This is a genomic window from Streptomyces sp. NPDC060064 (assembly GCF_042736455.1).
Classification (GTDB): Bacteria; Actinomycetota; Actinomycetes; order Streptomycetales; family Streptomycetaceae; genus Streptomyces.
The window spans coordinates 1-13,297 of sequence record NZ_JBHWWF010000044.1; the positions used below are offsets into that span (position 1 = coordinate 1).

The 13,297-nt window shown below is 68.5% G+C and carries 11 protein-coding genes; 2 read left to right on the top strand and 9 right to left on the bottom strand.

The features are described from left to right. Positions 1 to 50 precede the first annotated feature (50 nt). Genes ACFWDI_RS35190 through ACFWDI_RS35205 form a run of 4 tightly spaced genes read right to left on the bottom strand, consistent with a single transcriptional unit; the run spans position 51 to position 5,665 of the window. Positions 51 to 1,049 (bottom strand): ABC transporter substrate-binding protein, encoded by a 999-nt coding sequence (locus ACFWDI_RS35190; protein ID WP_385310411.1) that lies wholly within the window; start codon positions 1,047 to 1,049, stop codon positions 51 to 53. 46 nt (positions 1,050 to 1,095) lie between these two features. Beyond that, entirely contained in the window at positions 1,096 to 3,087 is a 1,992-nt protein-coding gene (locus ACFWDI_RS35195) for an ABC transporter permease (protein ID WP_385310413.1), read from the bottom strand. Further along, a complete protein-coding gene (locus tag ACFWDI_RS35200) occupies positions 3,087 to 4,175 on the bottom strand; it encodes a glycine betaine/L-proline ABC transporter ATP-binding protein (RefSeq protein WP_385310415.1) in 1,089 nt (362 codons plus the stop codon). The genes ACFWDI_RS35195 and ACFWDI_RS35200 overlap by 1 nt, the downstream gene beginning before the upstream one ends. 20 nt (positions 4,176 to 4,195) lie before the next feature. Then, positions 4,196 to 5,665, bottom strand: a complete 1,470-nt coding sequence (locus tag ACFWDI_RS35205) for an aldehyde dehydrogenase family protein (protein ID WP_385310417.1) — start codon at positions 5,663 to 5,665, stop codon at positions 4,196 to 4,198. A 220-nt stretch (positions 5,666 to 5,885) separates the two neighbouring features. Between ACFWDI_RS35205 and purU the strand changes: the two genes are divergently transcribed. Continuing rightward, positions 5,886 to 6,758: a formyltetrahydrofolate deformylase gene (gene purU / locus ACFWDI_RS35210; protein ID WP_385310419.1), complete on the top strand. Its 873-nt coding sequence runs from the start codon at positions 5,886 to 5,888 to the stop codon at positions 6,756 to 6,758. Positions 6,759 to 6,867: 109 nt separating this feature from the next. On the opposite strand, the gene ACFWDI_RS35215 is transcribed toward purU, so the two are convergent. Further along, positions 6,868 to 7,692, bottom strand: coding sequence for a 5,10-methylenetetrahydrofolate reductase (locus tag ACFWDI_RS35215; RefSeq protein ID WP_385310422.1), 825 nt, complete (start codon positions 7,690 to 7,692; stop codon positions 6,868 to 6,870). After that, positions 7,689 to 9,347 (bottom strand): choline dehydrogenase, encoded by a 1,659-nt coding sequence (gene betA, locus ACFWDI_RS35220; RefSeq protein ID WP_385310424.1) that lies wholly within the window; start codon positions 9,345 to 9,347, stop codon positions 7,689 to 7,691. Before betA ends, ACFWDI_RS35215 begins: the two co-directional genes overlap by 4 nt. 144 nt (positions 9,348 to 9,491) lie before the next feature. Here betA and ACFWDI_RS35225 point away from each other — a divergent pair, with 144 nt between their 5' ends. Next, positions 9,492 to 10,289: an IclR family transcriptional regulator gene (locus tag ACFWDI_RS35225; RefSeq protein ID WP_327327839.1), complete on the top strand. Its 798-nt coding sequence runs from the start codon at positions 9,492 to 9,494 to the stop codon at positions 10,287 to 10,289. A gap of 125 nt (positions 10,290 to 10,414) precedes the next feature. Here the strand turns inward: ACFWDI_RS35225 and ACFWDI_RS35230 are convergent, their stop codons facing one another. The 3 genes from ACFWDI_RS35230 to ACFWDI_RS35240 form a co-directional block, all read right to left on the bottom strand. Next, entirely contained in the window at positions 10,415 to 11,548 is a 1,134-nt protein-coding gene (locus ACFWDI_RS35230) for an aromatic ring-hydroxylating dioxygenase subunit alpha (protein ID WP_385310425.1), read from the bottom strand. 127 nt (positions 11,549 to 11,675) lie between these two features. Next, the gene (locus ACFWDI_RS35235; protein WP_385310427.1) at positions 11,676 to 12,839 is read right to left on the bottom strand and encodes an NAD(P)/FAD-dependent oxidoreductase; all 1,164 of its coding nucleotides are present in this window, start codon (positions 12,837 to 12,839) and stop codon (positions 11,676 to 11,678) included. Beyond that, positions 12,836 to 13,198 (bottom strand): bifunctional 3-phenylpropionate/cinnamic acid dioxygenase ferredoxin subunit, encoded by a 363-nt coding sequence (locus tag ACFWDI_RS35240; protein WP_385310429.1) that lies wholly within the window; start codon positions 13,196 to 13,198, stop codon positions 12,836 to 12,838. The genes ACFWDI_RS35235 and ACFWDI_RS35240 overlap by 4 nt, the downstream gene beginning before the upstream one ends. Between the last annotated feature and the right edge of the window lie 99 nt (positions 13,199 to 13,297).

Sequence of the window (13,297 nt, forward strand, 5' to 3'; positions counted from 1 at the left end):
GTCACGGCAGCCCGCCGGGCACGGTCAACGCTCCCGGCCCCTCCTGTGGATCAGCTCTTCTTGAGCCAGAAATCAACCTTTTCGCGGTTGGCGTCCACCCACTTCTTGGCCGCCGCCTCCGGCGTCATCTTGTCCTCGGCGATGTACTTGGCCACGAGGTTCTGGTCCGAGTTGGTCCAGGTGAAGTTCTTGACGAGGTCATAGGCAGGACTGCCCGAGTCGGCGAACTTCTTGCTGACGATCTTGTCCAGCTCGTATTCGGGGTAGTCGCAGGCGACCTTCTCCGCGTCGGCGTCGCAGCCGTCCTTGTACGCCGGCAGATTCACCTTCACCAGCTCGACCTCCGACATGAACCACTGCGGCGCGTAGAAGTATCCGATCACCCAGGACTTCTTGGCCTCGGCCTGTCTGAACGCCTGGATGAGCGCCGCCTCGCTGCCTCCGTAGACGACCTTGTAATCCAGCTTGAGGTTCTTCACCAGTGCGGCGTCGTTCGTGACGAACGACGGATCGCCGTCGAGGAACTGGCCCTTGGCACCCGACTCCGACGTCTTGAAATTGGCGGCGTATTTATTGAGGTTCTTCCAGTCGGTGATGTCCGGGTGCTCCTTGGCCAGCCACGGCGGCACGAACCAGCCGATGACGCCCGTGTTGCCGGTCGCGCCGGCCTCCACGGCGGTCTTCTGGTCGGCGATGTACTTCTTCTTCAGGTCGTCGTGGCCCCAGTTCTCGACGACGGCGTCCACCTCGCCGGTGCCGAAGCCCTGCCAGGCGACCTCTTCCTTGAGGTCCTTCTTGGTCACCTGACACTTGAGGTCATTCTCGGCGACATACGCGATGACCGCCGCGTTGGCCTCGTAACCGACCCAGGGGTTGATCGCGAGGTTGAACGTGCCGCACTTGCCGGCGCCCCCCGCCTTGTCCGATCCCGACTCGCCGACCTTGGCGCCGCCGCAGGCGGTGAGCGCGGCAAGGCTCAGCGCCGCCAGCCCGGCCACCGCGGCCCGCCGTCTCGCGGGCCGCGACTGCCCAATGAAGTTTCCGATCATTACTGCCTCCTGTGCTTCTTCCTGTGGCCGCTGAGTTGTGGCCGGCCTAGCGGGCGCCGGGCGCCCTCGTTGTGCGCCGTGCCGCTGCCTGGGTTATCCGGTCGAACATGACCCCGAGCAGAACGATGGCCAGGCCCGCTGCCAGGCCCTTGCCGTACAACTGGCCCTGGGAGAAACCGGCTACGACGTCGTAGCCCAGGGCGCCCGCACCGACCAGACCGCCCACGACCACCATGGACAGGACGTAGATCAGTCCCTGGTTGGTCGCGAGTGTCAGGGCGCTGCGTGACATGGGGAGCTGCACCTTGGTGATGATCTGCCAGGTGCTGGAGCCGGCTGCCGTGGCGGCCTCCACCGTGGTCTGTGGCACCGCTCGCACACCATCCGCGATGATCTTGATCGTCACGGGAGCCGCGAAGACGACCGCGGCGATGATCGCCGTGAAGCGCGTCGCACCGAACAGCGCCAGGAACGGCACCAGATACACGAAGGAGGGCATGGTCTGGCCCGCGTCGAGGCTGGGTCTGACCAGCCGGTCGACCAGCGGACTGCGGCCCATCCAGACACCGACCACGACGCCGAGCAGCATCACGATCAGAGTCGCCACCGCCGTGGAGGCCAGCGTCGTCATGCTGTCCGACCACACCCCGGTCCCGACCAGCAGTGCCACACAGACCGCCGCCGTGACACCCGCGCGCCACCCGCCGAGCACTGCGCCGACGGCGACGAGGACGACGCCGACCAGCCACCAGGGGGACTCGGTGAGCAGTGTCTCGAAGGGGTTGAGCAGCGCTGTGGTGATCAGGTCCCTGGTTCCGTTGGTCAGTCCGCCGAAGGTGTCCTGCGTCCACAGGGTGACCGAGTCCGCCGTGCGCGCGATCGCGCCGCCGACTGAGGCGTCGCCGGGGAACTGGGCTGCCCACACATAGGTGTGGGACAGCCACACGCACACCGCGGCCGCCGCGCCACCGGCCAGCAGGAGGGGGCGGCGCCACTTCGTGAAGCGGCCGGCGCGGCGCTTCCTCGCGGCCTCCACACGGTCACCCGCCGCGGTCGTCACCCGGTCCAGCACGATGGCCATGACGACGATCGCGAGGCCGGCGTTGAAGGCGACGCCGACGTCCAGGGTCTGCAGCGCCTTGACGACCGTCTTGCCCAGCCCGGGCGCGTCGATCAGGGCGGCGATGGTGACCATGGACAGCGCGGCCATGATGGTCTGGTTGACGCCCATCACGACGGTCCGCTTGGACATGGGCAGCAGCACCTTGGTGAGCGTCTGCCGCCGGGTGGATCCCAGCGACTCTGCGGCCTCGACCGTGGTGGCGGGCACCGAGCGGATGGCGTGCGCGGTGATGCGGATGGCGGGCGGCGCCGCGTAGATGAGCGTGGCGATCGTCGCGGATGCCGGGCCGATGAGGAAGAACAGCGTCAGCGGAGCCAGGTAGACGAAGGTCGGCATCGTCTGCATGAAGTCCAGGAACGGCGTGATGGCGCGGTTCACCCGGTCGGAAAGCCCGGCCCAGATGCCGAGCGGGATGCCGATGAGCAGGGAGACGAAGACCGCCGACAGGGTCAGGGCCAGCGTGTCCATGCTCTCCTGCCACAGTCCCTGCAGCCCGAGGAAGACGAACCCGGCCACGGCCAGGGCCGCGACGCGTATGTTCCCGAACGCCCAGGAGACATATCCGGCGAGGCCGGCGACGCCCAGCCAGCCGATGACGGGGACCGGGCGCCCGCCCTGCGGCTGGGAGATCAGCGACTGGATGAAGGTGACGAGATTGTCGATGACCAGCCGGATCTCGTTGAAGAAGTAGAGGAAGAGCGGGTTGCTGTTGCGGTTCGCCCCGATGCTGTCGTTGACCGAGTTGAACCAGCGGTGCAGGTCCGTCAGGTCGGCCGCCGCCAGCGCCAGGGTCTCCCGCCCGCGCAGGGCGGCGAACAGCACCAGCCAGGCGAGCACGATCGCGGCCACCACGACGCGGCGGCTGACTCGGCGCACGGCCCGGGCCGGGGCGGCCGCGTCGGCGGCAACAGCCATCACGCGCCGCCTTCCTGTCCGGCGACGACCGCGAGGATCTCCTCGTCGCCGACGATGCCCAGCAGCTTGCCGTCCTGGACGACCTTGACCGGCCTGTCGGCGGCGAGCACCGCCCGCGTCGCCTCGCGCACCACGACGTCCGGGCCCAGCTCCGGGCCGTCGAGGGCGTCGCCGGGCTCCGGGGCGCGCATGATCCAGCGCAGGGTCAGGACTTCGGCGCGGGACACGTCCTTGACGAACTCGCGGACATAGTCGTCAGCGGGCGCGCCGACCAGTTCGTCACCTGTGCCGCACTGGACCATCTTGCCGTCGCGCATGATGAGAATGCGATCGCCGAGCTTGAGCGCCTCGGACAGGTCGTGGGTGATGAAGACCATGGTCTTGCCGACCTCGTGGTGCAGGCGGATGACCTCGTTCTGCATGTCGCGGCGGATCAGCGGGTCGAGCGCGGAGAACGGCTCGTCGAAGAAGAGCACGTCCGGATCGCCGGCGAGCGCACGGGCGAGACCGACGCGCTGCTGCATGCCGCCGGAGAGCTGGTCGGGGTAGGAGTGCTCGTATCCGGCGAGGCCGACCAGTTCGACGACCTCCATGGCCCGCTTGACGCGCTCCGCCTTGCCCATGCCACGTATCTCGAGGCCGTACGAGACATTGTCGACGACCCGGCGGTGCGGCAGCAGCCCGAAGTGCTGGAAGACCATGGAGAACTTGCGGCGCCGTAGCTCGCGCAGCCGTTTGGCGTCCGCGCCACGGATGTCCTCGCCCTCGAAGTTCACTTCGCCCGCGGTGGGTTCGATCAGCCGGGTGAGACATCGCACCAGCGTGGACTTGCCGGAACCGGACAGGCCCATCACGACGAAGACCTCGCCGGGCGACACGTCGAAGTTCACATCCCGTACGGCGGCCGTGCATCCCGTGCGGTCCATGAGCTCGCGGCGCGTGAGTCCGCACAGCTCCGCGGATTCCGGCACCTGGTCTGCCTTGGGCCCGAACACCTTCCACAGCCCGCGCACGGAGATGACCGGGGGCCTGTCCTGGACCTGGGACGTGCCGCGCCGCTGCGGCAGTTCAGTCTCTGTTGGGGTCACGGTCGACCTCTCTTCGGCATTCAGCCGCGGAACCAGTGCTGCGGCCGGGGTTGGATGTTCTGCCAGATGTGCTTGGGCTCGCGATATTCGTCCAGGCCCGTCGGCCCCAGTTCCCGGCCCACGCCCGAGTGGCCGAAGCCACCCCATTCCGCCTGCGGTACATAGGGGTGGTAGTCGTTGATCCACACGGTGCCGTGGCGCAGCCGTCGCGCGACCCGCTGGGCCTTGCCGGCGTCCTGCGTCCATACGGCTCCGGCGAGTCCGTACTCGGTGTCATTGGCGATGCGTACGGCGTCGTCCTCGCCGCTGAAGCGCTCGACGGTCAGCACGGGGCCGAAGGACTCCTCATGCACCACACGCATGTCCTGGCGACACTCGTCGAGCACGGTCGGCGGGTAGTAGTAGCCGCTCGCGAGTTCGGGGTCCTCCGGGCGACTGCCGCCGCAGCGCAGTACGGCGCCCTCGGCGAGGCCCGCGGCGACGTAGGCCTCGACCTTCTCCCGGTGCTGTGCGGAGACCAGCGGTCCCGTATCGGCCTCGGGGTCGAAGGGGCCGCCCAGACGGATTCGCCCGGCACGGCGTACGACCTCGTCGACGAAGGCGTCATGGAGCTCGTCCTCGACGACAAGACGGGCGCCGGCCGAGCAGACCTGCCCGGAATGCAGGAAGACGGCCGTGAGAGCGAAGTCCACCGCGGCCTCGAAATCGGCGTCGGCGAAGACGACATTGGGGTTCTTGCCACCCAGTTCGAGGGCGACCTTTTTCACGGTCGCGGCGGCCGTGGCCATGATCCTTCGGCCGGTGTCCAGGCCCCCGGTGAAGGAGATCATGTCGACGGCGGGGTCTTCGGACAGCGGTGCGCCCACCTCGGGACCGGCGCCGAGCACGAGGTTGGCGGCGCCGGCCGGCAGACCGGCCTCCTCAAGTGCCCGCATCAGCAGGATCGATGTGGACGGGGTGAGCTCGCTCGGCTTCAGCACGATCGTGTTTCCGGCCAGAAGAGCGGGGGCGACCTTCCAGGACGCCTGGAGCAGCGGATAGTTCCACGGGGTAATCAACCCGCAGACTCCGACCGGCTCGTAGGTGACGCGGCTGACGGCGTCGTCGCGTCCGGTGTCGACCACCCGGCCGGCGCTGGTGCCCGCGATCCCGCCGTAGTAGCGGAAACACGAGACCACATCGGCGATGTCGTACTCGCTCTCCACCAACCGCTTGCCGGTGTCCAGTGATTCGGCGCGGGCGAACTCCTTGGCGTCGCGCTCGATCAGATCGGCGGTGCGCAGCAGCAGCGCGCCGCGTTCCCGCTCGGGGGTTCGCGGCCAGGGGCCTTCGTCGAAAGCCCGGCGGGCCGCTGCGATCGCGGCCTCGCTGTCGGCCCGGGTCCCTTCGGACACGACCGCCGCAAGCGTCCCATCTGCGGGGCAGAGGATCTCCCGGTGGCCCCCGGCCACCGGATCGCGCCATTCTCCGTCCAGATACAGGTCTGCCACGTGCGGAGCCCTTCGACCGAAGTTCGTTGCGCATCATGCACTGCATTGCTTGTGGTGGAACACCCTGGCCCGAACGTATGACCCACGTCAAGAGGGCAAAACGGGCGGATTCCGCCCTGGAGCCCAGTTGTCCCGCTTCTCTTGACCGCGGCCCACGAGGGGCTGACCATGTTGCGTATCACTCACCGTGTTGTGCAATACGCACCAACGGAGGCCGCGTATGTCCCCTCGACCGCAACCTGGCCGCGAATACGTCCTCACCCTCTCGTGCCCGGACCAGGCCGGACTGGTGCACGCCGTGAGCGGCTACCTGGTCAGGAACTCCGGCAACATCCTGGAGAGCCAGCAGTTCGACGACCGGCTTCAGGACCGTTTCTTCATGAGGGTCCACTTCGATGTGTCCGACCCCGACACCGACGTGAAACAACTGCGTGACCGATTCGGCCCCGTCGCCGAGGCCTACCGGATCTCGTGGACCCTGCGGGACGCCTCGACCCCGACCCGCACGCTGATCATGGTGTCGAAATTCGGCCACTGCCTGAATGACCTCCTCTTCCGCCGGCGCACCGGCGCTCTCAACATCGAAATCCCGGCCATCGTCTCCAACCACGACGAGTTCGAGGAGCTGGCCGGGACCTACGGCATCCCCTTCCACCACATCCCGGTGACCAGGGACACCAAGGCCGACGCCGAGGCACGTCTTCTGGAGCTGGTGCGCGACCTGGACATCGATCTGGTGGTGCTCGCCCGCTATATGCAGATCCTCTCGGACGACCTGTGCAAGCAGCTCGAGGGCCGGGCCATCAACATCCACCACTCCTTCCTGCCCAGTTTCAAGGGCGCACGCCCGTACGGGCAGGCGTACGACCGCGGCGTGAAGCTCGTGGGCGCCACGGCGCACTATGTGACGCCGGACCTGGACGAGGGCCAGATCATCGAGCAGGACGTGGTCCGCGTGGATCACTCGCTCGACCCGGACGAACTGGTCACGGTTGGGCGGGACGTGGAGGCACAGGTGCTGGCGCACGCCGTGAAGTGGCACAGCGAGAGCCGCGTGATGGTGGACGGGAACCGTACGGTGGTCTTTCGCTGAACCGACCGGGTGTCCGCCCCGGACCTCGCGCCTCGATCGCCGGACGGGCTCCAGTGGAGCCCGTCCGGCGATTGAGGACACGCCCGAAGGGCGTACCGGGGTCCGGGGGCTAACAACCGTCGAGGCGCTCCAGCATGCCGCGGCGCCAGCGCTCCGTCTCGGCGATCTGGTTGAAGGTGAACAGGTGCAGGCCCGCGACGGCCGCCGAGGGGGCGGTGAGCGCGTCTGCGCTGCGTCTGAGCAGCCGATCGGGCGAGTAGCCGCCCGGTGCCGCGAAGCGCAGAAACCAGGAGGCGTGCCCGGCCAGGAACCGCGCCGACTCCCCCACCCCGATCTTTGTCGCCATGGAGAGCAGCTTCGCCCGCTCAACGGGCCCGGCGACGCCCACATGGACGGGCAGCACGACGTCGCGCCGGCGTACCCGCACGAGCCAGTCGCCGAGCACGCGAGGATCGAAGCACAGATTGCTGACGATGTACGTGGCGTGCGCGCGCTTGTCCCACATCGACTGGACGATGACGTCGTCGTCGATGAGCGGATGGCTCTCGGGGTAGCCGGTGATGCCGATGTGCGTGAAGGGGCTGCCCAGCTCGCTCAGCCTGCGCAGCACCGGCAGCGCTCCGTGGTACGTCCCGGTCGGCGGGTCGGCGTCCCCGGCCGGGACAAAGATGTCGTCGATGCCCGCCGCACGGAGCCGGCCGACGACGTCCGCCAGGTGCGCGTCGTCCCGCAGCAGCCGCGCGGGCACGTGCGGGACGACGCGGTAGCCGTGCGCCGCCAGCCCGGTGGCGAGGTCGAGCGTCGGCTCCAGGCCCTTGACCGGCGACGCGGTGACCGTGACCACCACGTCGCGCGGCACATGGGCGAGCACCTTGTCCTGTGTGGACTTCGCCGGCAGGACCTCGTAGCGGACGCTCTTCAGCAGTGTTCTCACCGTGGGTCGCGGTGCCGGTAGTACTGGGCCTTGGAGGCCGGAAGCGGCTTCTTGCCGAGGATGAGGTCGGCGGCCTTCTCCGCGATCATCATCACGGGTGCGTAGATGTTGCCGTTGGTGACGTACGGCATCACGGAGGCGTCCACGACGCGCAGCCCCTCCACGCCGTGCACCCGCATGCTCTCCGGGTCGACCACGGCCATCTCATCGGTGCCCATTTTGCAGGTGCAGGAGGGGTGCAGGGCGGTCTCGCCCTCCTTCGCGACCCAGGCGAGGATCTCCTCGTCGCTCTCCACGGACGGTCCGGGTGAGATCTCCCCGTCGTTGTACGGGGCGAGCGCGGGCTGGTTGAGGAGCTTGCGGGTCACCCGGACCGCCTCGACCCACTCGCGGCGGTCCTGTTCGGTGGACAGGTAGTTGAAGCGCAGCGCCGGGTGCTCGCGCGGGTCCCTGCTCTTGATCTTCACGGAGCCGAGGGCGTCGGAGTACATGGGTCCGACGTGCACTTGGTAGCCGTGCCCGCCCGCCGGCGAGGTGCCGTCGTAGCGGACCGCGATGGGCAGGAAGTGGAACATCAGGTTGGGGTAGTCCACGTCCTCGTTGCTGCGGGCGAAGCCGCCGGCCTCGAAGTGGTTGGTCGCGGCCGGACCCTTGCGGAAGAGCCACTGGAGGCCGATGAACGGGGCACGCCACTTCGCCATGTACGGCTGCATGGAGACCGGCTGCTTGCAGGCGTACTGGACGTACACCTCCAGGTGGTCCTGCAGATTCTCGCCGACTCCCGGCAGATGGTGGACGACATCGACGCCCAGGGACTTGAGTTCCTCCGCGTTGCCGACGCCGGAAAGCTGCAGCAGTTGGGGGGAGTTGATCGCACCGCCGCAGAGGATCACCTCGCGGGCGCGGACCTGCTGGGGCTTGCCGCGGCCGCGCCGGTACTCGACACCGACGGCGCGCTTGCCCTCGAAGATCACGCGGGTGACAAGGGCACGGGTCTTGACGTCAAGATTCGGCCGCCTCTTCACGGGCTTGAGGTACGCCTTGGCGGCTGACAGGCGGCGTCCGCGGTGGACGTTGCGGTCGAACGGGGCGAAGCCTTCCTGCTGGTAGCCGTTGACGTCGTCGGTGCGGGGGTAGCCGGCCTCCTGGACGGCCTCGAGGAAGGCGGGGAAGAGCGGGCTGGAGGCCGGGCCGCGTTCGAGGACGAGGGGGCCGTCGTGGCCGCGGAACTCGTCGTCGGGGTCGGCCGCCAGGCAGTTCTCCATGCGCTGGAAGTACGGCAGGCAGTGTGCGTAGTCCCAGGTCTCCATCCCCGGGTCGGCCGCCCACCGCTCGTAGTCCATGGGGTTGCCCCGCTGGAAGATCATGCCGTTGATGCTGCTGGAACCGCCGAGCACTTTGCCGCGGGCGTGGTAGACGCGGCGGCCGCCCATGTGGGGCTCGGGTTCGGATTCGTACTTCCAGTCGTAGAAGCGGCTGCCGATGGGGAAGGTCAGCGCCGCGGGCATGTGGATGAACACGTCCCACGGATAGTCGGACCGTCCGGCCTCCAGCACCAGAACGCTGTTGTCCGGATCAGCGGAGAGCCGGTTCGCCAGTGCGCTGCCGGCCGATCCGCCGCCGACGATGACGAAGTCGTACTGCAGGGGAGCCATGGCTACCTCGTCTCGATCGCGCCGTTCGATACGCGGGGCATGCTAGTACGGGTAGCGCTATACGCACCAGGTTGCGAGCCACGCAACTTGCCGAGACGGACGTTCCTCTGCCCAGCTGTTGTTTACTGCGCGTATAGTTTCGCTGTGAGCAACTACAGTCCAGATACCGAAACGACCGGTTCGCAGCCCGGCGGAGTCCAGTCCGTCGACCGCGCCATCAGCGTGCTGGAAATCCTTGCCCAACAGGGCGAAGCGGGCGTCAGTGACGTGGCAGCCGAGATCGACGTCCACAAATCCACGGCATTCCGCCTGCTCGGCGCGCTGGAGGCGCGCGGTCTGGTGGAGCAGGCGGGCGAGCGCGGCAAGTACCGCCTCGGCTTCGGCATTGTGCGCCTGGCCGGCGCGGTCACGGGCCGCATCGACATCACGCAGCAGGGCCGCCCGGTCTGCGAGCGCCTCGCAGAGGAGATCGGCGAGACCGTCAACATCGCCGTCATGCAGGAGCACTTCGCGATCAACCTGTTCCAGGTGCGCGGGCCTGCCGCAGTGGCGGCGCACAACTGGGTCGGCCAGCTGACCCCGCTGCACGCCACCTCCAGCGGCAAGATCCTGCTGGCCCACCTGCCCGCCAAGGAGCGTGCCGAGCTCCTGTCGCAGACAGGCCTGAAGAAGGTGACCCCGCACACCCTGACCGCGAAGACGAAGCTCGAGAAGAACCTCGCCGAGGTCAGAGAGCACGGGTACTCCTGGACCAAGGAGGAACTGGAGCTCGGGCTGCACGCCATGGCCGCGCCGGTCCGCAACAGGGACGGAGAGGTCATCGCGGCACTGAGCGCCTCGGGGCCCTCGTACCGGTTCACCGAGGAGCGCATGCGCGAGCTCGCCCCGTTGCTGATCCAGGGTGCGGAAGAGATCAGTCACCGGATGGGCTACCTGGGCTGACCCGGGCGCGCTCGCTCCGGCCGCAGGAGCGGTCGGAGCGTCATGAGCAGGGCGTGGGTCACCGCGGGGATTCCCGGGCGGCCCAGGTCTCGCTCCTGCCGATCCGAAAGCCGCGGTCGCCGGCGCTAGTCCGACTGCCGGGTGCCGAGACGCTCATGGATCCAGTCGTGGAACACGCCGATGTGGTGCTCGCTGGGTACGAGTACGCCGCCCTTGGCGTACAGGCGGGAGCTCATCGCGGGCTGGCAGCGCTCGCAGGCGTCGAAGTCCTGCCGGTTGACCCGGTCGAAGAGCTCCACGGACCGGCTGACATCCCTGCCGCTGTCCACCACGTCCTTGAGGTAGAGCCAGTCGCACTCGACGATCGTGCGGTCGACAGCGACCGGGTACATCCGGTGGAAGATCACATGGTCGGGGACGAGATTGATGAATACCTGCGGCGGGACGGTGATCGCGTAGTAGCGGCGGTCCTGGTCCTCGGAGACCCCGGGGATGCGGTCCAGGCCTTCGGAGCCGTCCACGGTGAAGCCCTTGACCTCCGCACCGAATTCGGCGCCGTGGCCGACGTAGTACTGCGCGGCATAGCCGTCGGCGAACTCCGGCAGAACCTCGGTGAGTTCCGGGTGGATCGTTGCGCAGTGGTAGCACTCCATGAAGTTCTCGATGATCAGCTTCCAGTTCGCCTTCACGTCGTAGACGATCCGCCTGCCGACCTCGAGGCTTTCCACGTCGTAGCGCTCGATCGACTCCACGTCGCCGAGCCGTGCGACGACCTCACCGACGACCTGTTCCTCGAAGGAGGGCGGGGTCTCCGCCAGACAGACCCAGACATAGCCCAGCCATTCGCGAGAGGCCACATTCGCCAGGCCGTACTCGACACGGCCGACGTCGGGCATCTTCGTGAGGTTGGGCGCCGCGACGAGCTTGCCCGTCAGGTCGTACGTCCACGCGTGGTACGGGCACTGGAAGGCGCGCTTGACCTCGCCGGTCTCCTCCGTACAGAGCTTGGCGCCACGGTGCCGGCAGACATTGAAGAAGGCGCGGACGGAGTTGTCCCGGGCCCGGGTGACGAGGATGCTCTCACGGCCCACCTCGACGGTCCGGAAGGCGCCGGGCTTGGCCAGGTCGGAGGAGCGCGCGACGCAGAACCACATCTCCTCGAAGATGCGCTCCTGCTCCTGGGCGAAGATCCCGGGATCGGTGTAATAGGAGCCGGGGAGCGTGGCGATCAGGCTGTCCGGCAGGCTGGTCGAGGTCACAGTGCACTCCTCGCGGGGTGACGTCGTTGATCGGTCGTCGCGCCGGGGACGAGGTAGTCCCAGCGGCGTAGTGCGATATGCAGTACAGGCGTGCTGAGCAACAGCGGATGACGCCGCGCGAGTGGCGTCAGAGCGTGGCGGCGGCGAGTTGCTTGCGCCAGCGGGTGAACAGGCGCGGCTGGTTCATTCCGAGAACCGCGACCGGATGGCCCGACCGCCTGTAGACCGCCAGAAAGCTGCGGTCGTTCGGGAGCCCCTCCTCGACCGTCACACTGTCGGCACCGGCGGAATGCCCGGCGAACTGGATCCGTACGCCGTACTGGTCCGACCAGAAGTACGGCGGCTTGGGCGCTCCCGGCGTTGCCGTACCGCCGGACAGCAGCGCGGCCACGGCCGCGTCGGGCCGTTCCCGCGCGCCGGTCCAGTGCTCGACGCGCCGGTGGACCCCGGCGACCGGGTCGTACCAGGAGGCGCAGTCGCCGACCGCGACCACGGCGGCCACGCTTGTGCGGCCGTCCGCGCCGCACGTGACGCCGTCGTCCAGGGCGACGCCACAACCGTCGAGCCACTCGACGCACGGACGGGCGCCCACGCCGACGACGACGGTGTCGGCCGGGATGCTGCGGCCGTCCTCCAGGAGGACCGCCTCGACGCGGGCCGCCCCGCTCAGGCCTTTGACGCCGACGCCGCAGAGCAGACGTACGCCGTGGTCCGCATGGAGCGTGGAGACGACGCCTCCCATGACCTCGCCCAGCGGTCCGGCCAGCGGAGTCGGCGCCGCCTCGACGACCGTCACATCAAGCCCCAGGCCGTACGCGGTCGAGGCGACCTCGGCGCCGATGAACCCGCCGCCGATCACCACCAGCCGCCCGCCCCGGGTCAGGTCGGCCCGCAGGGCACGGGCGTCGTCCAGGGTGCGCAGCGTATGCACCCCGGCCAGGCCGTCGCTGCCCGGCAGCATGCGCGCGGTCGCACCGGTGGCGATGACGACCCCGTCGGCACGGACGGACCGGCCGTCCGCGAGCCGCACAGCACGGTCACCGAGGTCGAATCCCGCGGCCCGCACGCCGAGCAGCCACTCCGCCTGAAGGTCCTCACCGTCCGCCTCCAACGCGAGATCCGCTTCGCGGATCGTGCCGGCGAGGAACTCCTTGGACAACGGCGGCCTGTCGTACGGACGGTGCGGCTCGTCACCGATCACGACCAGCCGTCCGTCGTAACCCTGTTTCCGCAGGGAGCGTGCGGCCGACAGTCCCGCGAGCGAGGCGCCGACCACGGCCACCGTCCTCACGCGAGACCTCCGGCGAGCCGCGCCGCGATGCAGGGCGGCAGATTCGGGGCCGCCATGGACGGCTGGACGTAGATCATGCCGTCCTCGATCAGGACCTCATGGGTGCGGACGGGGAGCTTGGCCGGCGGTGAGTCGACGGCCCCCGTCCGGAGGTCGAACTTCGAGGCGTGCAGCGGGCATTCGACTTCGCAGCCCTCCAGCCAGCCGTCGGCGAGCGACGCGTCCTGGTGGGTGCAAGTGTCGTCGATGGCGAAGACCTCGCCGTCATCGGTGTGGAACACCGAGACGGGCGGATCGATGTCGAGCCGGTAGGCCTCGCCTCGCGGCAGATCCGCGAGACGGCACGCGGGAATCATCATGACACCTCGGGTGCTCGGGTGCATATAACGAAACAGATTGCGGTAAGCGCAACGCCAGTTTGAAGTCCCCCAAAGCCCGTGTCAAGGCATCCCCCGGAC

Bases quoted from the DNA above. Each gene is read 5' to 3' on its own strand.
- ACFWDI_RS35190 (WP_385310411.1), bottom strand. From the start codon at position 1,049: ATGATCGGAAACTTCATTGGGCAGTCGCGGCCCGCGAGACGGCGGGCC.
- ACFWDI_RS35195 (WP_385310413.1), bottom strand. From the start codon at position 3,087: ATGGCTGTTGCCGCCGACGCGGCCGCCCCGGCCCGGGCCGTGCGCCGA.
- purU (WP_385310419.1), top strand. From the start codon at position 5,886: ATGTCCCCTCGACCGCAACCTGGCCGCGAATACGTCCTCACCCTCTCG.
- betA (WP_385310424.1), bottom strand. From the start codon at position 9,347: ATGGCTCCCCTGCAGTACGACTTCGTCATCGTCGGCGGCGGATCGGCC.
- ACFWDI_RS35240 (WP_385310429.1), bottom strand. From the start codon at position 13,198: ATGATGATTCCCGCGTGCCGTCTCGCGGATCTGCCGCGAGGCGAGGCC.